Below are 20,616 nucleotides of genomic sequence, written 5' to 3' on the forward strand. Positions count from 1 at the left end.
CCATGTCCAGCTCGCAGCCCGCAGAGGCCGACGCCGAGGTCGAGTCGGAGTCAGAGTCGTTCACCGGGCAGGGGCTCCCTCGAGTCGAGGATCACCGCATCCTGACCGGGGAGGCCGAGTACGTCCACGACATCACGCCGGAAAACTGCCTGCACATGGCGCTCGTGCGCAGCATGCACGCCCACGCCGAGATCGTCGACATCGACACGAGCGAAGCCGAGGCCCACCCCGACTGCGAACTGGTGCTCACCGCCGAGGACCTCAAAGCCGACTACAATCCGATGCCGACCGGCGTCGGCCGGGTCAAGATCGGGGGGACCGGCGAAGCCGTCGAACTTCCCGAGTGGTCGCTGGCCGACGAGAAGGCCCGGTTCGTCGGCGAACCCGTCGCGCTCGTCGTCGCCTCGAGTCGCTACGCGGCCGAGGACGTCGCCGACCTCGTCGACGTCGACTACGATACCCTCGAGGCCGTCGCCGACGGGATGAAAGCCCGCGAGGACGAGGTGGTCGTCCACGAGTCGATCGGGACGAACGTCGTCGACCACGAGCACATCGAGTTCGGCGACCCCGACGCGGCCTTCGACGACGCCGACCGCGTCGTCGAGGGCGAGTACTCGTGGGGTCGTATCTCGGGCGTCCCCCTCGAGACGGCGGGCGTCGTCGCCCAGTACGACGACGAGGCCGACTCCTTCGACATCGACTGTAACATCCAGCTGCACACGCTCGTCGACGAGACGATCTACGAGACGCTCGGCTACGACGCCGACGACGTGCGGGTGAACGTGCCGGCCGACGTCGGCGGCAGCTACGGGACGAAGATCGCGATCCACCGCTACTGCTGTCTGGCCGCGATGGCGAGCCAGCAACTCGAGCGTCCGGTCAAATTCGAGGAGGACCGCCTCGAGAACCTGCAGGGCGGCGACATGCACTCCTCCGACCGCGAGTACGAGGTCCGGCTGGCCGTCGACGACGACGGTACGATGCGGGGACTCGACGTCTGGTTCGTCGACGACTTCGGCGCCTTCCCCCGGTATCCGATCAATCAGGTGCTGAAGCCGCTGTCGGTGCTCACGAACTCCTACGAGATCGAGGACGTCAGCTACGAGTACGACCTCGTGTTGACGAACAAGACCTCCCAGACCGCCTACCGCGGGTTCGGCGTCGACCCTCACATCTACGCGCTCGAGATGATCGTCGACGAGGCGGCCCGCGAGATCGGCACGGACCCCACCGAGTTCCGCCGGCGGAACCTGATCCGTCCCGAACAGATGCCGTACACGCTGCCGTCGAAGAACATCTACGACTCGGGAGACTATCCCGCGACTCTCGATCGCATCCAGGAGATCGTCGAGGACGAACGGGACGGCGGCCTCCTCGATCCGGAGGTCGTGGCGGCGAAACGCGAGGAGGGCAAGTACCGCGGCGTCCAGCCGAGCGTCATCATCGAACCCGGCGTCAGCGGCTCCGACTGGACCGACCGACAGCGGTCCAACCGCGATGCGCTCGAGGAGCGCTCCCGCGAGGAGGTCGAGGAACTCCCGGAACACCTCCGCGCCGAGATCAGCGAGGACGGAACGGTTCGGGCCTTTCTCGCGACCGACTCCTCCGGCCAGGGCCACCAGACGCTCGTCTCGCAGTTGCTCGCGGACGAACTCGAGGTGCTGCCGAGCGACATCGAGGTCGGCTACCTCGACAGCGTCGACGCGCCGACCGAGTACGGGAGCGCGGCCTCCCGGATGGCCGTCATGCTCTCGGGCGCGACCGTCGGCGTGGCGGAGGAACTCGTCCGGAACCTCGAGGAACTCGCGGCCGACCACTGGAGCGTCTCGACCGACGATGTCTCCTACCAGGACGGGAGCGTCGAGCTGATCGACGGCGACGACTCGCTCTCGCTGGCCGAACTCGCCGCCATCGACGCGGACGGCGACGAGCGCCGCACCCGCGCGAGCTACGACTACGACCACCCGGCGACCGAACTCGAGGAGTTCGACGAGGCCCTCACCGGGAAGCTGCCGGTGTACCCGACCGCCGCCTTCGGTTCGAACGCGCCGATCGTCGAGGTGGACGTCGAGACCGGCGAGGTCGAGATCCTCACGTTCCACACCGTTCGGGACTGCGGGACGATGCTCAACCCGATGATCGTCGAAGGGCAGGCCCACGGCGGGATCGCCCAGGGAGTCGGCGCTGCCCTGCTCGAGGAGTTCGGCTACGAGGCGAACGGCCAGCCCCAGGCGATCACGCTGTTCGACTACCTGCTCCCCTCGATCGAGAACGTGCCGAAGATCGAGATGGAGCACACGGAGACGCCGTCTCCGTTCACCGAAACCGGCGCGAAAGGCGTCGGTGAGGGCGGCATGATCGACGCACCCGCCAGCATCGCCACCTCGATCAACGCCGCGCTGGAGCCGCTCGGGCTCGATGAGCCCGCAGACCGGATCCCCGTCGCGCCGGACCACCTGCGGAAGAAGATTCGCGATCGCGAGCAGTAGCAACGGTCACGGCTGTGCCCCCACCTTCCTACGGTATCGAAGAAGCGCAGTCCGTCAGTCGTCCGACTCGAGCGCGACGTCTTCGTCGGATTCGAGAGCCACGTCTTCGTCAGCGGGAGCGGCCTCGAGTTCGGACTCGGCCTCGACGCCTTCCTCGGCTTTCTCCTGCATACAGGAGAAGAACTTCCCGACCAGTCGGTTCGTTACGCTCTTCAACGCGCGGCCGCCGAGGCTCGCAATCGTCCCCGAGACGTCGGCCGTCGCCGACCACTCGACGGTCGTTCCGCCGTCCTCGTTCTCTACGAGATTCATCTCGGCGGTGGTCTCGAACTCGTTTCGCGGCGCGTGGCCGACCGCTTTCATTTCGAGCGCCTCGGGGTAGTCGGCCCGGGTGACGACGACGTCGACGTCGAACTCGGGTTTGACGCTGCCGACGCCGACGGCCATGACGGCGTCGATCTCGTAGGACGACTCGAGCGTCATCTCCTTGCAGCCGGGCGCACACTCCGCGAGGACGTCGGTGTCCGTGAAGTAGTCCCACAGTTCTTCTCTCGACTGTTCCATCTCGTTTTCGCCGGTGAATTCTAACATTGATCGGTGCGAGCGCGTTCGTACGACGTTTCGAGCGAGCGTTTGGCGTACTCGCCGGCCACTTCCTCCTTGTACTCTCGGTCCGCGTGCATCTCCCCTTCGGGATCGACCGCATCGGTGACGGTCGCCGCGACCTCCTCGAGCGTATCCGCCGAGAGCGGTTCACCCTCGACGATCGACTCCGCGTCCTCGACCCGCAGCGGCACGTCGGCCGCGTTCGCGAGCGCGATTCGCACGTCTTCGACGACCGGCTCGTCGGCACCCGGCTCGGCGACGCGAACGGACGTCGCCGCGCTGACGGTCGGCCAGGTCTGTGCCGCCGGCTTGAGTTCGAGGAAGGTCATTCCGGTCCGCTCCGGCGGAAACGGGTCCGTCGGTACCGAGACGCTCTCGATGAGCTCCCCCTCGCGCAGGTCGGTGAACATGTACGCGATGAAGTAGTCGCTCACGGGAACCGTCCGCGTCTCCTCGAGGGAGCGCAGCGTCAACGAGCCGCCGAGCGCGAGCAGTGCCGTCGGGTAGTTTCCCGCCGGATCGGCCTCGCCGATGCTGCCGCCGATCGTCCCCTGATTGCGCACCGAGGGGCCGGCGATCTGTTCGGCGGCCTCGGGAAGCATCGGCAACCGCTCGGCGAGCCGATCAGATCGCTCGAGCGTTCGGTGGGTCGTCATCGCGCCGATCCGGACCTCGTCGTCGGTTACTTCGACGCCGGCGAGGTCGTCGACGCCGTTGAGGTCGACGAGGTGATCGGGCGTCGCGAGCCGGTTCGCCATCACGATGCCCAGCGACTGGTTCCCCGCGAGGAGTTCGGCGTCCTCGAGTTCCTCGAGCAGTTCGAGAACCTCCGGGACCGTCTCGGGCCGGTGATGGGTAAACGGCGCCGGCTTCATGGTTTCGGGAGTCGATCGCTCGAGCGGGCCGGCCGCCACCCCGCTGACGGCCATCGGTTGCTGTCGATGCGACGCTGAGTAGTGATACGAGTGGTCATGGGTCGGTCACACGGATATCATACCATTTCTCGAACCCCACTAATAAGTGTTGTTGGGTGTTGGCATGGGGATGTGTATCTATTCACTTGCGGAGGTAACGATCAGGCGCGAGATACTGCGAACCGGCCGGGAGTTCGAACCTGCTACCGGCCGGAGGTCACATCTGGTGACCTTCAACCGCGAGTGTCGTATCCTATTCACGTAATTTTAAGTACGGCCCCGGGGATGTACCGGTCATGCTCGACGGCTACGAGATGTACGACCTGACACAGCCCTGGTCGCAGGATACGCCGGCCTGGCCGACCTACGATAATCCGAAAGTCTGGTACGAGAAGAGCCTGGACACGGAGAAAGTCAACGGTCAGAAGATCGAATTCATGAACCACACCGGGACCCACCTGGACGGCGAGAAACACTTCGTCGCCAGCGGCCGAGATATCGAACAGGTGGGACTCGACGAACTCGTCGGCGACGCCGTCGTCGCGGACATCTCCGACGAAGTCGGCGACTACGACGTCTACACGAGCGAGATGATCGAGGACGTCTGTGACGTCCGCGAAGGCGACATCCTCTTTATCCACACCGGCTACCAGGACTACGCCTGGTACAAAGAGGACGCAGATCCTCACCGCTACTTCTGCAAGCACCCCGGCCCGAACGCGGAGTTCGCCGAGTGGTGCAAGGAGATGAATCTGAACTACCTGCTGCTGGACTGCGGCAGCGCCGATCACCCGATGAACACCGTGATTCGAGACGTCCGTCCCGAACTCGCCGACGAAGCGGTCGACGAACTCGACGTCGACGATCTCGACGAGATCTTCCCGCCGGAGGGGTACCAGCTCATGCACACCGAACTGTTCCCCGAAGGGATCATCCACGTCGAAAACGCACGGGTCCCCGAAGAACTGCTGAACGAACGCGTCCAGATCGGCACCTTCCCGTGGCGGTTCCGCGGCGGTGAATCCAGCGTCAGTCGCTGCGTCGCGTTCAAGTAACGACTCGACCGACGATCGAACGCAATCCAGCGAGCGGTCACCGGACCACGAGAACCGGAATCGGCGACCGCCGTGTGACCTTCTCTGCGACACTTCCGAGTAGCACTCGCGCAACGCCTTCCCGACCGTGGCTCCCGATAGCGACCATGTCGAACTCGTCTTCCTCGGCGCGCGCGACGATCAGTCGATCGGGTCGGACGCGACCACGCTCGGTCTCGATATCGACGTCGTGATTGCGTCCGCGCTCGCGGGCCGACTCGAGGATCTCATCGGATCGCTCCAGCTCCGGCGCGTCGTCGGGCAGGTCTCCGGTCATTCCGGAGAACGTCCCGATGTCGCCGCGTCCCGCCTCGACGACGTGAAACGCCGTGATCTCCGCGTCGGGGAACGTCTCGGCCGCGTACTCGAGTGCGTCCGTCGATCGCTCCGAACCGTCGACTGGGACCAGAATCCGTTCCGGCAGACTCACGTGTACGATCGGGAGGGGAATAGCACTTGCTCGACATCTAGTGAGCCGTGAACGCTCATCCGGCCCGAGAATTACGGTAGAGATGGTCGCGAGGAGAACGATCGAACGCGGAGGTCTCGGGTCGTCAGTGCGGCTGGACCGGCAGTTCGATATGCGTCGAGTACTCGGCGTCGTGGTGGACCGTGTTCGTCGCCACTCGGTACTCGCGGTCGCCGTAGAGCGGACCCCCGGTGTTGTGATTCACGTCGTACCGCGGGTAGTTCGACGAGGAGATGTCGAGTCGGAGGCGGTGGCCCTCCTTGAAGACGTTCGCCGTCGGATACGGCTCCATCTCGAACTCGTAGACTGCGCCGGGCTCGAGAAGGTCCGGCTCGTCGCGGTAGCCGCGGTACCGGCCGCGACAGATCGAATCACAGAGATTCACCGCGAAGCCGTCGGGGAACTCCTCGCTGGGCGGGTGTTCGTCGATCAGCTTCGCCGTGAAGTCGGTGTCCGGCCCGTCGGTCGAGCCGTAGACGCGCACCCGGACCGGGCCCGCGATCTCGAGGTCCCGGTCGAGCGGCGGCGTCCGATAGACGAGCACGTCGTTGCGCTCCTCGAGCGGGCCGTACGGCGGCTCCGCGCCGAGCGTGTCGGGCCGGGTGCGCTGATCGAAGCCGCCGCGGCCGGTAATGTCCTGCAGTTTGCGCTCGGAGAGGGGGTACTCGATGAGGTTCTCTTCGCGCTGTTCGTAGGTGATGTACGACGAACAGTTGCCGCCGACGGTCGGGACGGGATCGCGCGGGTCGAACTCGTAGCTCGTCGCGGCGTCCTCGGCGGTCGGCTCGTCCGTCGAGAGCCGGCCGCCCTCGTGGGCGTAGTACGTCCGGAACTCGGTGTCAGGGAGCGGCCACTCGTCGGCGTCACGCCACTCGCCGCCGTGGAAGAGCCGTCCGTTACGGGTCTGTGAGCCGTCGCCGGTCCCCATCTGAAAGTACTGGACCGTCGGCTGGTCCGCCCACGTGTCCTTCCCCTTGAGGTAGTGGTCGAAAAAGCGCAGGCGCGTCTCCTGATAGTCCCGCAGGCAGGCCTGGCCGAACTCGAGTTCGCCCGAGTAGGACTTGTTCCAGGACGGGAGCGGATAGGAGTTCCAGCCGTGGGTCCACGGCCCCATCAGGAGGTAGTGGTCGCTGTCCTTCCGCTCCGCGAGCGCCTCGAAGTTATCGCAGGTTGCCTTCGTGTAGGAGTCGTACCACGCGCCGGCGTAGACCGTCGGGACGTCCGCCGACCGGTCGTAGTAGGCCTCGAAGTTGAGCCCGGGTTCCTGCCAGAGTTCGTCGCTCGCGCTCCCCTGGGTCATGATGTCAAACGCCCACTCCTCGTAGTCGGGAATGTGCCGCAGCGGCGACTGGCCCGGCTGGACGGGGCCGTTCTCGAGGACGTCCCGGACGTCGACGTTCGCCAGGCGTTGCTGGACGTCGGGGTCCTCGAGAGCGCGCTGTGCGAAGCCCCCGCCGAGCGTGAGCGCCCAGCAGAGCCAGCGCAGTTCGAAGGCGCCGTTGTGTCGGAACGTCGCCTTTCGACCGTCGGCCGCGCCCTGGTTGACGAACATCGCCTCGAGGGAGGGAGGATCCTGTGTCGCGAGCGCGTTCTGGACCCACGCGCCGTAGGAGGTGCCGATCGTTCCGACCTGGCCGTCACAGTAGTCCCGGTCGGCGAGCCACTCGACGGTGTCGTAGCCGTCCTCCGGTTCGTCGACGAAGATGTAGTAGTCGCCCTCGCTGTCGAAGCGACCGCGACAGTCCTGGATCGCGACGACGTAGCCGCGTTCGGCGTACCACTCGCCGTGTCGTTCCATGCGGCCGCGCTTGCCGTAGGGCGTCCGGTCGAGCAGCGCGGGTTCGGGCTCCTCGATCGGCTCCCCGGTGTCGGGGTCGGCCGGACGGTAGACGTCGGTCGCGAGCCGGGTCCCGTCGCGGGTCTCGACCATCACGTTCAACTCGGCGTGGACCGCGTACTCCGGATCTGAAACCATCATCCAAACAGAGACAGGCATCATGTAATAAGTTAACTCCCGCTTCGGGAGCGGGTCGTCGCTCGTCCGTTCCGGCGGCCCGTCTCCGGTTACGACCGGCAGCAGCGGTACTTTTATAATGTTACCCTCGGTTTGTTGTCGCATATCTGTGCGAGTCCGAGACAGGTTCTCGTACAGCATGCTCGGTGTGCAACCGGGATCGATCACTATGACGGGTGAAAACGACAACACGGATCAGGGACGAACGGATGGGGGTTCAGTCTCGCGAGAGGAAGCGTCGTTCGTCGAGTACGGCATCGAAGACAAGCCACCGCTCGGTGAGTCGATCTTCCTCGGCGTACAGCACTACCTGACGATGATCGGGGCGACGGTCGCGATCCCGTTGATCCTCGCCGGGGCGATGGAGATGCCCGCGGCGGAAACGGCCCGCCTCGTCGGGACGTTCTTCGTCGTCTCGGGTATCGCGACGCTATTACAGACGACGGTCGGAAACCGCTACCCGATCGTTCAGGGCGGAACGTTCGCGCTCCTCGCGCCCGCCCTCGCCGTCATCGGCGCGCTCGGCGCACAGGGGGTCGGCTGGCAAGTAACGCTACTCGAGTTACAGGGAGCGATCATCGCGGCCGCAGTGGTTCAGGTCCTGCTCGGCTACATCGGGGCCCTGGGAAAACTCAAGTACTACCTCTCGCCGGTCGTGATCGCGCCGGTGATCGTCCTGATCGGTCTCTCGTTGATCGGCGTCGAAGACGTGACGAGGCCGGACCAGAACTGGTGGCTGCTGGGACTGACCCTGTTCCTGATCGTGCTGTTCTCCCAGTATCTCGACCAGTACAGCCGTTACGCGAAGCTATTCCCGGTGCTGCTTGGCATCGTCGCCGCCTGGGTCCTCGCCGCAGTGCTCTCCGTGACCGGCGCCTACGGTCCGGAAACGGTCGGATACGTCGACACGGGGGCCGTCGCCGAGGCGTCTGCGATTCAGGTAATCACGCCGTTGCAATGGGGTATGCCGCGGCTCACCCTCGCTTTCACCGTGGGGATTTTCGCCGGCGTCGTCGCGTCGATGATCGAGAGTATGGGTGACTACTACGCGGTCGCCCGGATCGCCGGCGTCGGTGCGCCCAGCGAGAAGCGCATCAACCACGGCATCGGGATGGAAGGAGTCGGCAACGTCATCGCCGGCATCATGGGAACTGGAAACGGGTCAACCTCCTACGGCGAGAACATCGGTGCGATCGGGATCACCGGCGTCGCATCCCGGTACGTCGTCCAGATCGGCGCGATCGTGATGTTGATCGTCGGGTTCGTCGGTTACTTCGGCGCGTTGATCACGACGATTCCGTCGCCGATCGTCGGCGCGCTGTACATCGCGATGTTCGGACAGATCGCCGCAGTCGGACTGTCGAACCTCAAGTACGTCGATCTCGACGCATCGCGGAACGTCTTCATCATCGGTATCGCGCTCTTCCTCGGTCTGGCGGTGCCGGAGTACATGGCGAACGTCGGCGGCGCCGAGGAGTTCCGGGAGATCGCCTCGGGTGCCGCGGTAGTCGGCCCGGTCCTCGGGCAACAACTCGTCGCCGACACGATATTCGTCATCGGTTCGACCACGATGGCCGTCGGCGGGATCGTCGCCTTCGTGCTCGACAACACGATCCGCGGTACGAAAGACGAGCGCGGGCTCACGCAGTGGGAGCAACTCGCCGAGGACGACGAGGAGTTCGTCACCTTCTTCGAGGAGATGCGCTCGGGAGACGAACCGAGACCGGTCGACCGAGCCGACTAACGGCGGGCGGATCGGCGCGTCTCCGATTCGACTCGTATTTTCACCGACGTGGGGGAAAGCTTGATTACGAGCGCTCGCTCACTGACGGTAATGCCGAGCCGAGACGGCCTCGACATCGATCGCGGCGAACGACTCCGCTACCGTGGTAAGCTCCGTCCCGGCGGCGAAATCGCTGTCACCGGCCGCCGCGTCCTCGTCCGCAGAGCCGACGGGACCACGAGCGTACCGTACGCGAACGTCAGCGAGGTCAGCCACGAATCGTTCAACTGGTTTCTCGCCATCATGAGCCTCTCGCTCGCCGGGTTCGGCGTCTACTCGATCCCGGCGAACGCCTTCGTCGGGACCGGTTTCGCCGCGGCCGGGCTCTGGAGTCTCTATCGCACCTACCGTCACCGCGACCGCGTTCGGATCCACACCCACAGCCAGGCCAAACCCGTCGAAGTCTTCCCCGAAGACGTCGACGGCCTCTACACCGAACTCGAGCCGGCCATCGACGCGGTCCGGGACGAACAGGGTCCGGCCGACGCGGACGGGTGAGTGTCACAAGCGCTTTTTCGATCCACGTCGAAACGCGATCATGGCCGACCACGACGACCTGCTCTCGCGTACGGACGCCGTCGATCGGACGCTCGCTCACCGCCGCTCGTTTCTCGAGCGCCACCGGACGACGACGGTCGCCGTCGATCGGATCGACGGGCGGGTCGTCGCCGAAGATATCGTCGCCGAGACCGACCAGCCTGCCGGCGACCACGCCACGATGGACGGCTACGCGTTCGCCGCGGCCGACGACGGCCCGTTCGAGATCGTCGACGACGAGATCTTTCCCGAAGCAACCCCGCCGGCCCTCGAGCCGGGTACCGCCGTCCGGATCGCCACGGGAGCGCCGCTGCCGGAGCGAGTCGATACCGTCGTCAAACGGGAGGACGCGGTCGTCGAGGGATCGCGACTGGAGCATCCGGACCTCGAAGTCGGCACCTACGTCTACGAGCGCGGATCGAACGTCACCGCGGGCGACCGGTTGTACGCGGTCGGCGATCGACTCTCGGCGCTCGACGCGATCCTGCTTCGGGACCTCGGGCGCGAAGAGGTCGAGTGCTACGAGCCGTTCTCGGTCGGCGTCCTCGCGACCGGAACGGAGATACACGAGGGACTCCACACCGACCTCGACTCGCCGATGCTCTGTAATCTGCTCCGGTCGTGGGGACACGACCCCAGCTACGAGGGGTCAGTCCCCGACGAGGGCGGGCAGGTCGAGCGGCGGGTCGACGAACTCGCCGAGCGCCACGACGTGGTCGTCACCACCGGCGGCACCAGCGTCGGGAAGAAAGACTACGTCCTCGACGCGCTGGCGTCCCTCGGCGAGGTCGCCTTTCACCGGGTCCGCATCCGGCCCGGAAAACCGATCGCCCTCGCACGATCGTCCGACCACGACGCCCTCGCCGTCGCCATCCCCGGGAAACCGATCGGGGCCTACGTCAGCGCCGCGTTCGTCGCTCGAGCGCTCTTCACGGGCGAGGCGGCGACGCCGTCCCTCGAGCGGACACTGACCCACGACGTCGGACTCGGCCCGGCGGGATTCGAGTATGTCGTCCCCGTCGTGCTGGACGGCGACGACGCGGTCCCGCTCGGCCACGCCGACTCCCCGCTCGCGGTGTACGAGACGACCTTCGACCCGAGCGTTCTCTCCTCGAGTACGCGAGCAGCCACCGCAGACGGGTTCGTCACGACGACGGACGACCTGACCGCCGGCGAACGGGTGGCAGTCGTTCCGACGACGGCACTCGAGTGACGAGAAGACGGGGCGCTCACGTTCGAGTGACGGGAAGCGAGTGGCGAGAGGCGGACCGAGCGACGACGGACGCGGGTGTACCACCGTCCGCGAACGATAGGAACGTTTTTGGTGGATACTCGACATTGTCATGGTTACCCATGACTCCCGGCGATCGCATTCTCGAGGGCGTGAGAGTCGTCGATCTGACGACGTTCGTTACCGGCGGCTTCTGCTCGTTGATGCTGGCCAATCAGGGGGCAGAGGTAATCAAGGTCGAACGTCCGGATGCAGGTGACGACAACCGTCACTCCGGTCCGCCGTTTATCGACGGCGAATCGCCGTATTTCTGGACGGTAAACTACGGAAAGAAAAGCGTCGAACTCGATCTCAAGACCGACGCCGGACGGGACGCGCTCTACGAGCTCGTCGGCGAGGCCGACGTCTTCCTGCAGAACTACCGGCCGGGGACGGCGGAACGCCTCGACGTCGACGAGGAGACGATCCGCTCGTACAACGACGATATCGTCTACTGTGCGATCTCGGCGTTCGGGCAGACCGGTCCCTGGCGGGAACGGCCGGGGTACGACCTGATGATCCAGGGAATGAGTGGTATCATGAGCGTCACGGGGGAGGAGGGTGGAGAACCGGTGAAAGTCGGGCTCCCGATGACGGACCTCATTACGGCGATGTGGGCTGCGTTCGGTATCTCGAACGCGCTCTACCGGCGGGAACGAGTCGGCGAGGGAGAGTACATCGATCTCGGGATGCTCGACGCGGTACTCCCGTGGCTCACCAAACAGGCCGGGAAGGTCTTCGCCGACGAGTCCCCCTCGCGGATGGGGACGAAAGATCCCGTTCTCGCGCCGTACCAGACGTTCGAAACCGCCGACGGACACATTAACGTCGCCTGTCTCAACCAGCGGCTCTGGAAGCGTCTCTGCCGGGCGATCGACCGTCCGGAACTCGTCGACGACGATCGCTTCGCGACCAACGCGGATCGCGTCGAACACATGGCCGACCTCGAGGACGAACTCGAGGCGACCTTTCGCGAACTGACGACCGACGAGTGGGTTACGCTGCTCGTCGAGGAGGCCGGCGTTCCAGCCGGTCCGGTTTTCGACGTCGAAGACGCACTCTACAACGAACAGACCGACGCTCGCAACAGTACGACGACGCTCGAGCATCCCGAGCGAGGAGAGATACCAGTCGTCGAACATCCCCTGAAATACGGCCGATCACGCAGCGGGTTCGAGTCGCCACCGCCACGGCTGGGCGAACACAACCGGAGCGTCTTCCGCGAGCTCGGCTACGAGGAAACCGAACTGGACGACCTCGAAGAACGGGGTGCCTTCGGTGGAGAGTGAGACGATAGCGCTCGAGCTATAGTAGTCACTGAAAATCGATGCACACCCGATCGCACGACGGGAGCGCGGGTCGGAGCGAGCGAAGCAAGCGAGAACCGCGGACAGTGCGATCGGTGTGTAAATCGTTTTAGCTGATACTAGAGTCGAACGAGAGCTTCGTTGCGGTACCTCGACGATCAGTCGTCGGCTTCGACCGGGGGAATAGTTCGTACTCGTGGGTACGGAACGTCTCCGAAGAAACCGAAATCAGTTACCTCCGGCGGAGAATGTGCCCCATCCCGGTTACTTATGTGGGATCCCCGTGAGAACCACTCATGATTCGAGATGTCGCCTCGCGCTCTGCACTACAGGCGCGAAAGCGCGCCGTCATCAAGACGCTCTGTTACCGCCTGTTCATGCTGTTGATCACCGTTGCTGTCGCGTGGTTGATCGTCGGTGACGTTGGAGACGCACTGAACATCGGATTACTGACGAACGCACTGAAGACTGGGACGTACTACTTCTACGAACGGGTCTGGGATCACATTACCTGGGGAGTGTCGTCCTCGTGAGCCAAACGTAACCCGTCATCACGGTAGTACCGTTTCGGTGGAATTCGTTTAAACCCCTGTTCTCGTTCTGTGGCGTATTATTCACGAGAAACGCGGTGTCCGAAACGCCGTTTTCTGCTTACTTCGCGGAACGATAAACTACTATTCGCGATATGTATTGTTCTATCCTGAAGGCAGGCACGTCAGAAATAATCGGTTGAATTTCTCATTCAACGGACTTTATTTCACGACCGCTTCTTGCGGACTAGCCGTTCAATATAGGTGAAACAATTAACGTTAGAACAATCAATACCTCAGTCAATTATTATTTCTAATTACGGTCGTGTTGTGGTTGAGCCTTCTTAAATAGAGGCCACGCGACTACCGACAACCCGATGAAAATGAGGAGAAATGCGGCTCCCAGCCATGTAACTGGTAGTCCGGAGAGGTATAATCCATAGGTCCCGATGAGTGCCAGCACTATAACTGCTATAAGGACTAAGTGAACATCTCCGAAAGCACCAGTCGCATTTGAATCACCATACATAATGTATTCTACACACTATTTATGTAAGTGTCTTATGGTGAAAATCCTATACTAGTCAATCCTCGTCTATGTCGGTTGTAATTTACGTCGTACAACATTTGTGCCGTGTATCTTGCACGGCATCAAGAACATCTATTACAACGACAAAAGTTCCAGTGGTCAGTGCGCACGCTGTACTTATCGGATGTTCTCCGTTCAGGGTTTCATCAAGATACATACTATTATATAAGACGTTTCTCGTGCTATCAACGTAGTGTCGGTTGCTCAACCTACTGACTCCCCGTTTGACCACGACAGGTACTTCACGTTCACTGTCAACGACAAGACCTACACCGGAAGTATTCACTTCCTCACCCACTACGCCGGGAAGCCAGACTTCGTAGAAGTCTTGCGAAGTGCCTTCTTCCGAGATGAAACCTATGGCGATACCCGGGCGGCATGGCATCGGAACACCACGTCATTTTACGCGTGGGTGAAAGCGCACATGCTTCGGCTTGCGTGGGACTGCCGTGAAGGGTTCCTCCACCACTTCCTTCACTCATTCCCCAATATCTGCCGCGACTTTGGATTCCCCGTCGCTCACAACCGCGACCTGAGCGGAGCACCGAGCCAGTCCCGGCTCTGGGAGATGTGGAACAAAGAGTTCACCGACGTACAACGAGAGTTTGTCCGAACAGCTACCGAGGAAGCCCTCACCTTCGCCCGCGAACAAGGCATTCCCGCACCGGACCCAGTGTTCCGACCCGAAGAACGCGACATCTCCTCGAAACGGAGCGAACAGCGACTCGTCGCTGAGAAGACCAAAGAGGTCTGGCAACAGGCCAAGCCGTTCGTCACGGATACGTTCTACCTGAAGCGAGCCGACAATAGCGTGATTCACGAGAACGCGTTCTGGGAACAGCACGCGTATATGGGAATGCGCGAGAATATGTACGCTCAAAGCGGCCAGCACTCATTCTACATCGACTCCCAGCGCAACCAGACGCCGAGCGCATCCAATCACCGCTACCAGATAGGGAAGCTCACCGTCGAGGAGACACGCTCGATGCTCCACGCGACAACCCGGATGCTCATCGCCCGCGCTCGCCACAACTCCGAACTCGTCGGCAAACTCTGGGCTGCCATCGACATTACCAAGGGGAACCCGTGGACGGGAAACATCGAGCGCGACGAGGACGACAACATCACGGAAGACTGGATTCTCGGCTACAAAGACGGTGAAGTGTACTACCAGTGGGCGACCATCCAGATTGTGGGCTACGACATCCCACTCGTGCTGGACGCAATACCCGTCAAGCGTGGAATGAAGCGAGCCGACATCGTGGATACCCTGCTGGAGAACGCGCTCAACCTCGTAGACGACATCGAACTCGTGATGATGGACAGAGAGTTCGATAATGATGGCGTGAAGGACGCGTGTGATAAGCACGGCGTCTACTACCTGAACGGCGCACGCAAACGCCAATCTGAAAAAGCGACATGCACGCGACTTCGCCGTGCCGGAAAAACGGTTCACATCGAAGAGGAAACAGTCGCAGATGGTCCGACTCGCAAGCGGATGTTCCTCCCCTCCAGCACGGACGACCCTGATGCGGAGGATATGGAAGAGAGCAGCGAACCCGTAAAGGGGAGTTCGGATGTCCGCGAGGAGATGCGTGAAGACCTCGCTGAACTCGGTATCGACCTAAACGATGACAACAACCGGCGCAGTTTCGGTCCGGTCATTGACGACCTCCGTGAGCAGGAGGCAAACGAGCCGTCTGTCGGAAGCGGCGAGGATGCGCAGGCGTATGCGTTGTTCGAGACGAACCACCCCAGCGTGACGCTGAATGACGACGAAAGCGAGATAGAGCGCGTTCACATGGTTGAGCGGATGGTTCGCCGGTATCGCCACCGCTGGGGCATCGAGAACGGCTACAAGCAAATCAAGACGTTCCGCGTCCGAACGACGAGTAAACGCCACACGTATCGGTTCTTCAACTTCGTGTTCGCGTGCGTACTGTACAACGTCTGGCGGCTCGTAGACTTGCTGGTGAAACTGGCCATCGACGGCGAAAACGCGACGTACGCGCCGCGCGTGGACGCCAATCAGTTCCTCACGGTGGCGAAGAAGTACTACGGTCTCGACCCGCCCGGCTAACGCCGAGCGTCCCCGTGTTCGCTGACCGCTGAGCGGCAGCACTGTTCTGTACCCTCTATTTTCGGCTGATTCCTATCTGTTTCTGTACTGGCCACCTCATCCTACTCCACCGACTTTTTCGTACAAGGAGATTGTAGCGGGAGAAACTATGGCTCAACCAATTATTTGTCTACATGCCTGCCTTCTATTCTATCCTGAAGTCAGGCGCGTCAGAAATAATCGCTTGGATTGGCTTAACCGGATTATCTGCCAGACCGAACGTGATAATCACACACCACAGTAACTATCTATCATGGAAACCTGTGATGCGAAGCCATCTGATACTGAAGCCGTCCGAGCGGCTCATTCTAATTCCACCACGCGGCTTGAAACTGAGGCATATAGCGAAGAACAAGTTAATGCGTGGGCACAAGGATGTGAATCCGCAGACTATACCTCGGCTATCGAGTCTGAGGAGTCGGCGTTCGTTGTAGCCGAGGTCGATGGCAAAGTCGTGGCGTTCGGGTCTCTGAAATTTGCGTCTCCTGATGCATACGAAGCGGACGTAGATGCCGAAGTTACGGGTGTCTATGTCCACCCATCTGTCGCTCGGGAAGGTGTTGGGACACGTACCTATGTAAACAACCTCGGGCGCGGTGGCCCGAGGCTTTTGTTGGTTCCCTCAGCCGTGCGATAGCACTCCCTGTTCCGCGAGGAAACGGGATGAGGTTGGGCGGCTTACGCGCCCCGACCCGGACAGACGCACCAACCGCACCTGCGGTTGGGTTTTGTGAGTCCGGTAATTCGCGTTTTTGGCGTCCAATGGTAAATTCGGATTTGTCTGTAGCCACGGGAGATACGCACCGACCGAGATGGTGATCGCCCCCGCCACTGTTAGAAGCGGATTACAAATCCGTTGGGATACCATGCACCCACTTATATACGGCACGGTAAATGTGTTCTACTAACACAAAGAGATTTGACCAATAGTAGCGATACCCCATCGATTCCTACGACCGATTCTTTCAAACCCGAGCGATTATCCTTGCATTCCGTAGTAGCGGTGAAACAGCGTCCGTCTCGGTCCAGTCTCGAGTAAAACGTACAACTGGACTCGGGATCGATATCGTGAACAGCGCTACTCATTACGGACTGATTCGGCCACCACGGGATGGAGACGGACCGGTTACGAGTCGTCGTATTCCGAGCTATCGTACTCTGCAATCTCCGACGAACCACACGAGGGACAGACCCGCTGGACTGACTCGAGCGTCGTCCCACAGTCCCGACACTCGTAGATCACGTCGTCGTCGGATAACCACCGCCGCACAGTGGTGAGGGACATAACACATGTAGTTCTTCAGCAGTTCTAAAGGTATTTGCTTTCGATCGCCGGGGGTACTGGTGAAACACGCCATATCCGATAGAGCATCGGTGTTAATCCTGGTAATTTGACTGATGTTGAAGCTGTAAATTTCTGACCGCCGCTGATCCGTTGAATCTACTCGAGTTCCGCGTCGCCAGCCGGCTTGCTCGTCGTTAGAACGACCCGGTCGAGCCCGGATCCCGATCGGCGAGCATCGAGCGGTCGAGGTAAAGTCGTTCGAGTCCGCTGTCGCGGGCGCGTTCGAACACCTCCTCGTACTCTTCCTCGGTGATCGGCCGAACGTCGACAAACGTCGCTTCGGAAATCTCGCCTGCGACGAACTCCAGCGCTCGCTTCGCACCCTCGACGGGATTCGGCGTGACGAGATGGCGCACGAGGAGGCCGCCGGTCGCGAGCCCGGTGTCGTCGAAACGGAGGTAGATCTCAGCGATCTCCGCGGGCGTGGCGGGTTCGCCTTCGGCCTCTCGACTGGGATGTCGTCGGCCTGGCACGTAGCGATGTCGTCTGCGGTCCGATCGACGCGACAGTCGTACGCGCAGAGATCGCAGTTCGCCTACCGACTCCAGAGGTCGTCTACGCGGTCCTCGAACTCCGTCCTCGAGGGACCGTGAGAGTTTGGCGTCGCCTCTGGCGTGCCGGTTCTCGTGTCGCGTGCTATGGCAACCAGCCGATAAATCGCGTTTCAAGCTATCGGACAGCACGATCGTCGCCGCCACTATCGTACAAAACGCGACCGAACGCTACGCTGCAGTTACGAAACCGCGGAAAAGTACGAGGAGTGAACGACACCGCGTTTCCGGTGAATATTCGGTAGTGAACCGACAGTACGTGTTATTTCGCGTATCGACCTCTTGGCGTGCTCACGGCCGCCCCTATCGGATTCTCGAGGGGGGATCGATCCGTTGGGTCGTTTGCGCTCACGAGGCCGCGCACTCTCCCGAAACACGCGTGGATCCCTTTCCGTGAAATCTGACGCGCTAGCGCGACGAAATTCGTGAAAATGCGATCGAGTGTGCCTGTGTGTCCCGTACGATTCGAACGGGTTCGAGCGGTCGGTAGCACGGCGTCGAGCCAGCATCCGGGTAGATGCCAGCGGAGGGCGTATCACGTGTGACACCCTCGGAACCGATACCCAGCGGGGCTGAGGAAGAACGAACCGGTAGACGCAGCACAGTCGTCCTGTTACTTCGGCGTCCCGATCGACAGCGTCCAAACACTCAAGTATCGAATCTACGGCGTCAGAGTATCGATGTCCGGCGAGTAAGAGGTGTACGACATTCATCGGTTACAGTCACTCATCGGTCCGGATATCTCTAGTTGAAACGATAGCTCCGATCGTAACACTGTGCCTACCACAGTTCTATCGTTCAATTTCGACCGGTCAACGGTTGCGCTCGTCACACGTGTCTTCTTCAGAACAGGTACACGACGATTACTAATCAGGGAGTCAACCGATGGCTCGATCATGGAGAGACGAAAGATACTCCTCGGAAGCGGAGCAGCGATCGCAACCGCACTCGCCGGCTGTTCGAGCACCGAAACTGACGATCCCCGGTCGGATGACGAATCGGACGATACGACGGAATCGTTCGGCGACGACACGGACGGTGCAGACGGCAGTGAAGACGGCGAAAACGGACAGGACGATACTGAGGGAGAGGGCGACGCTGACGACGTCAGCGAAGACGACCAGGGCGCCGACGAATCGGACGGGGAAGACAGCCAGGAGCAGATCCCCGGCTTCAACCGAGCGGAGTTCGAAACCAGCACCGACGACGTTTCGGTGACGAACGTCACGCGCGACGACGCCTCGGTCACCGTCGTCGCCGAAGCGGATGAACTCGACGAAGACGAACTGAACGCCGAACTCGAGTCGGGCGTCCTCGCGTTCGCGGACTCGATCGACGACGCCGAAGCGTTCACCGAAGAGATCGACGCCGTTCCCTGGCATATCAACTACAACGGCTTCAACGTCGCCGTGTTCGAGATCGAGAGCGAGTGGATCGTGGAGTACGCGAACGGCGAGATCTCGGAGGACGAACTCGAAGAGCGGATTCTCGAGACGGCCTAACCGACGGGAGAAGGCACCAACCGCGACCTCCTCGACTCGTCTCGGATTGCGGCCGTTCGGCACTCGAGACTCGTCTTCAGTAGGTCTTTCGGTCCTATTACAGGTACCGTTAGTTCTCCGAAAATCGAACTGACGCGACACATAATTCTAACCCCGATGACAACTAACTCACAGCTATTGAAAATATTCGGAACTCATTATAGTTAATCTATGAACTAATACTTCGGACACTATGTCTACGACACGAGAAGCGAAACGAGGGCTACTGGGTCGGAGATCGTACCTCAAGATAGCGGGCGCTGCGATTCTGGGAACGATGATGACCGCAACAGCGGCGGCTTCCGACCACGAGACCGTCACCGTCCCCGAAGACGAACGGAGAGTCGTCGAAGTCGGCGACTCCGAAACGCTCGAGAACGTCACGTACGACGTGACGGCCTCCGGAGCGGGCGTCACGATTATCGCGACGGGAACGGACTGGACGATCCGAAACGTCGCGGTCGACGGCCAGGTCGATATGGGCAATCGCACGGTCCTCGGTGTGGCCGACACCGGCGGCGGCACGTCGCGTATCGAAAACGTGTGGCTCGGTGACGGGTCCGTCTACGAGGAAAACGGTGCGACCGGTCTCTGGGTCGATCCCGCTCACGACGGCCACCTCGAGATCGAGCGCGTCAACATCCAGGAGATGAGCGATAACGGCTTTTACTGTTCGGCACCCGGGACCGACTGGGGAGCTGGTGGGACGGTCGTTATACGGGACTGTTACGCGGCGAACTGTTGGATCTCGCAGTTCCGACTCGCTGAAGGATCCGTCGAGAACTGTACCGCGTCCGTTACCGACGACCGACAGTACCGACGGGGGCGAGGCGTCTGGGCGTGGTCGCCCGGTCCCGTCGAGGTGCGCGACTGCAACTTCGACATGAACGGCCATCACTACTCGTTCGTCGCCGGCGCGAACGAGGAGGGGAGTCGAATCGACGTCTTCAGCACGGAGTGGGACGACCAGTTCCACGACGGGTGGCGAACCATCGATGACGGAACGGTGAACTTCGAGTGCGGAAACGGAAACGATCCGCAAAACGTCGTCCCCGACGGATGTCCGACTTCGGCCGCGGAGGCGGTCGGTGCCGAGGAAGACGACCCCGGAGACGACGGATCCGAAGACGACGGATCCGAGGAGGACGACGAATCCGGGACCGACGAACCGGAGGACGGTGGCTCGTCGGTCGACGATTATCGCGACGACGAGACTGGTGACGTCGAAATCGACGGCTTTCAGGATGCGCTCTCCGACTGGGAGAACGGAACCATCAGTACGAGTCTGCTCATCGACGTCTTCAACGCGTGGTTCGGCAGCTGAGATCCACCCGCGGCTTTGGTCTCGCCCCCGCTGTAACGCACCCCGAACTCACGGCGTTTCTGCACCCACCGGAGGCCCCTCGGGGCGGTCGATCGGTGATACCGGACTCGGTTCGATCAGTTCCGTTGGCCGAT

17 protein-coding genes are annotated in these 20,616 nt (G+C 61.9%); 11 read left to right on the forward strand and 6 right to left on the reverse strand.

Features of this window, described 5'->3' with window-relative positions:
• Nucleotides 1-2: 2 nt before the first annotated feature.
• Nucleotides 3-2,489, forward strand: a complete 2,487-nt coding sequence (locus NED97_RS21050) for a xanthine dehydrogenase family protein molybdopterin-binding subunit (RefSeq protein ID WP_252490755.1) — start codon at nt 3-5, stop codon at nt 2,487-2,489.
• Nucleotides 2,490-2,543: 54 nt separating this feature from the next.
• Here the strand turns inward: NED97_RS21050 and NED97_RS21055 are convergent, their stop codons facing one another.
• Together NED97_RS21055 and NED97_RS21060 are read right to left on the reverse strand one after the other, a co-directional pair.
• Nucleotides 2,544-3,080, reverse strand: a complete 537-nt coding sequence (locus NED97_RS21055; protein WP_382207833.1) for a CoxG family protein — start codon at nt 3,078-3,080, stop codon at nt 2,544-2,546.
• Nucleotides 3,074-3,970, reverse strand: a complete 897-nt coding sequence (locus NED97_RS21060; protein WP_252490950.1) for an FAD binding domain-containing protein — start codon at nt 3,968-3,970, stop codon at nt 3,074-3,076. The genes NED97_RS21055 and NED97_RS21060 overlap by 7 nt, the downstream gene beginning before the upstream one ends.
• Before the next feature lie 335 nt (nt 3,971-4,305).
• Here NED97_RS21060 and NED97_RS21065 point away from each other — a divergent pair, with 335 nt between their 5' ends.
• On the forward strand, nt 4,306-5,064 hold the full coding sequence (locus tag NED97_RS21065; RefSeq protein WP_252490757.1) for a cyclase family protein: 759 nt from the start codon (nt 4,306-4,308) through the stop codon (nt 5,062-5,064).
• A gap of 37 nt (nt 5,065-5,101) precedes the next feature.
• On the opposite strand, the gene NED97_RS21070 is transcribed toward NED97_RS21065, so the two are convergent.
• Both NED97_RS21070 and NED97_RS21075 read right to left on the reverse strand, forming a co-directional pair.
• Nucleotides 5,102-5,533, reverse strand: coding sequence for a universal stress protein (locus NED97_RS21070; RefSeq protein WP_382207835.1), 432 nt, complete (start codon nt 5,531-5,533; stop codon nt 5,102-5,104).
• 124 nt (nt 5,534-5,657) lie between these two features.
• Nucleotides 5,658-7,547, reverse strand: a complete 1,890-nt coding sequence (locus NED97_RS21075; protein ID WP_252490758.1) for a CocE/NonD family hydrolase — start codon at nt 7,545-7,547, stop codon at nt 5,658-5,660.
• Nucleotides 7,548-7,755: 208 nt separating this feature from the next.
• Here NED97_RS21075 and NED97_RS21080 point away from each other — a divergent pair, with 208 nt between their 5' ends.
• The 7 genes from NED97_RS21080 to NED97_RS21110 all read left to right on the forward strand — a co-directional run bounded on the left by NED97_RS21080 (nt 7,756) and on the right by NED97_RS21110 (nt 16,358).
• Nucleotides 7,756-9,330, forward strand: coding sequence for a uracil-xanthine permease family protein (locus NED97_RS21080; RefSeq protein WP_252490759.1), 1,575 nt, complete (start codon nt 7,756-7,758; stop codon nt 9,328-9,330).
• Nucleotides 9,331-9,420: 90 nt separating this feature from the next.
• On the forward strand, nt 9,421-9,867 hold the full coding sequence (locus NED97_RS21085; protein WP_252490760.1) for a hypothetical protein: 447 nt from the start codon (nt 9,421-9,423) through the stop codon (nt 9,865-9,867).
• A gap of 40 nt (nt 9,868-9,907) precedes the next feature.
• Nucleotides 9,908-11,119 carry a molybdopterin molybdotransferase MoeA gene (locus NED97_RS21090; protein ID WP_252490761.1) on the forward strand — a complete coding sequence of 404 codons (1,212 nt, stop codon included), beginning with the start codon at nt 9,908-9,910 and terminating at the stop codon, nt 11,117-11,119.
• A 140-nt stretch (nt 11,120-11,259) separates the two neighbouring features.
• Nucleotides 11,260-12,465 (forward strand): CaiB/BaiF CoA transferase family protein, encoded by a 1,206-nt coding sequence (locus tag NED97_RS21095; protein WP_252490762.1) that lies wholly within the window; start codon nt 11,260-11,262, stop codon nt 12,463-12,465.
• Nucleotides 12,466-12,779: 314 nt separating this feature from the next.
• Nucleotides 12,780-13,016, forward strand: a complete 237-nt coding sequence (locus NED97_RS21100; RefSeq protein WP_252490763.1) for a DUF2061 domain-containing protein — start codon at nt 12,780-12,782, stop codon at nt 13,014-13,016.
• A gap of 779 nt (nt 13,017-13,795) precedes the next feature.
• Nucleotides 13,796-15,682, forward strand: coding sequence for a transposase (locus NED97_RS21105; protein ID WP_252490764.1), 1,887 nt, complete (start codon nt 13,796-13,798; stop codon nt 15,680-15,682).
• Between the two features lie 292 nt (nt 15,683-15,974).
• The gene (locus NED97_RS21110) at nt 15,975-16,358 is read left to right on the forward strand and encodes a GNAT family N-acetyltransferase (protein ID WP_252490765.1); all 384 of its coding nucleotides are present in this window, start codon (nt 15,975-15,977) and stop codon (nt 16,356-16,358) included.
• Between the two features lie 489 nt (nt 16,359-16,847).
• Here NED97_RS21110 and NED97_RS21115 read toward each other — a convergent pair whose 3' ends face one another.
• Both NED97_RS21115 and NED97_RS21120 read right to left on the reverse strand, forming a co-directional pair.
• Entirely contained in the window at nt 16,848-17,006 is a 159-nt protein-coding gene (locus tag NED97_RS21115) for a hypothetical protein (protein WP_252490766.1), read from the reverse strand.
• A gap of 194 nt (nt 17,007-17,200) precedes the next feature.
• A complete protein-coding gene (locus NED97_RS21120; RefSeq protein ID WP_252490767.1) occupies nt 17,201-17,539 on the reverse strand; it encodes a hypothetical protein in 339 nt (112 codons plus the stop codon).
• A gap of 974 nt (nt 17,540-18,513) precedes the next feature.
• Here NED97_RS21120 and NED97_RS21125 point away from each other — a divergent pair.
• Entirely contained in the window at nt 18,514-19,119 is a 606-nt protein-coding gene (locus NED97_RS21125; RefSeq protein WP_252490768.1) for a hypothetical protein, read from the forward strand.
• 232 nt (nt 19,120-19,351) lie between these two features.
• Nucleotides 19,352-20,482: a hypothetical protein gene (locus NED97_RS21130; protein WP_252490769.1), complete on the forward strand. Its 1,131-nt coding sequence runs from the start codon at nt 19,352-19,354 to the stop codon at nt 20,480-20,482.
• Nucleotides 20,483-20,616: the final 134 nt, after the last annotated feature.

Source organism: Natronococcus sp. CG52, assembly GCF_023913515.1.
Lineage (GTDB): Archaea > Halobacteriota > Halobacteria > Halobacteriales > Natrialbaceae > Natronococcus > Natronococcus zhouii.

Bases quoted from the DNA above. Each gene is read 5' to 3' on its own strand.
- NED97_RS21050 (WP_252490755.1), top strand. From the start codon at position 3: ATGTCCAGCTCGCAGCCCGCAGAGGCCGACGCCGAGGTCGAGTCGGAG.
- NED97_RS21055 (WP_382207833.1), bottom strand. From the start codon at position 3,080: ATGTTAGAATTCACCGGCGAAAACGAGATGGAACAGTCGAGAGAAGAA.
- NED97_RS21060 (WP_252490950.1), bottom strand. From the start codon at position 3,970: ATGAAGCCGGCGCCGTTTACCCATCACCGGCCCGAGACGGTCCCGGAG.
- NED97_RS21065 (WP_252490757.1), top strand. From the start codon at position 4,306: ATGCTCGACGGCTACGAGATGTACGACCTGACACAGCCCTGGTCGCAG.
- NED97_RS21075 (WP_252490758.1), bottom strand. From the start codon at position 7,547: ATGGTTTCAGATCCGGAGTACGCGGTCCACGCCGAGTTGAACGTGATG.
- NED97_RS21080 (WP_252490759.1), top strand. From the start codon at position 7,756: ATGACGGGTGAAAACGACAACACGGATCAGGGACGAACGGATGGGGGT.
- NED97_RS21085 (WP_252490760.1), top strand. From the start codon at position 9,421: ATGCCGAGCCGAGACGGCCTCGACATCGATCGCGGCGAACGACTCCGC.
- NED97_RS21090 (WP_252490761.1), top strand. From the start codon at position 9,908: ATGGCCGACCACGACGACCTGCTCTCGCGTACGGACGCCGTCGATCGG.
- NED97_RS21095 (WP_252490762.1), top strand. From the start codon at position 11,260: ATGACTCCCGGCGATCGCATTCTCGAGGGCGTGAGAGTCGTCGATCTG.
- NED97_RS21100 (WP_252490763.1), top strand. From the start codon at position 12,780: ATGATTCGAGATGTCGCCTCGCGCTCTGCACTACAGGCGCGAAAGCGC.
- NED97_RS21110 (WP_252490765.1), top strand. From the start codon at position 15,975: ATGGAAACCTGTGATGCGAAGCCATCTGATACTGAAGCCGTCCGAGCG.
- NED97_RS21115 (WP_252490766.1), bottom strand. From the start codon at position 17,006: ATGTCCCTCACCACTGTGCGGCGGTGGTTATCCGACGACGACGTGATC.
- NED97_RS21125 (WP_252490768.1), top strand. From the start codon at position 18,514: ATGGAGAGACGAAAGATACTCCTCGGAAGCGGAGCAGCGATCGCAACC.
- NED97_RS21130 (WP_252490769.1), top strand. From the start codon at position 19,352: ATGTCTACGACACGAGAAGCGAAACGAGGGCTACTGGGTCGGAGATCG.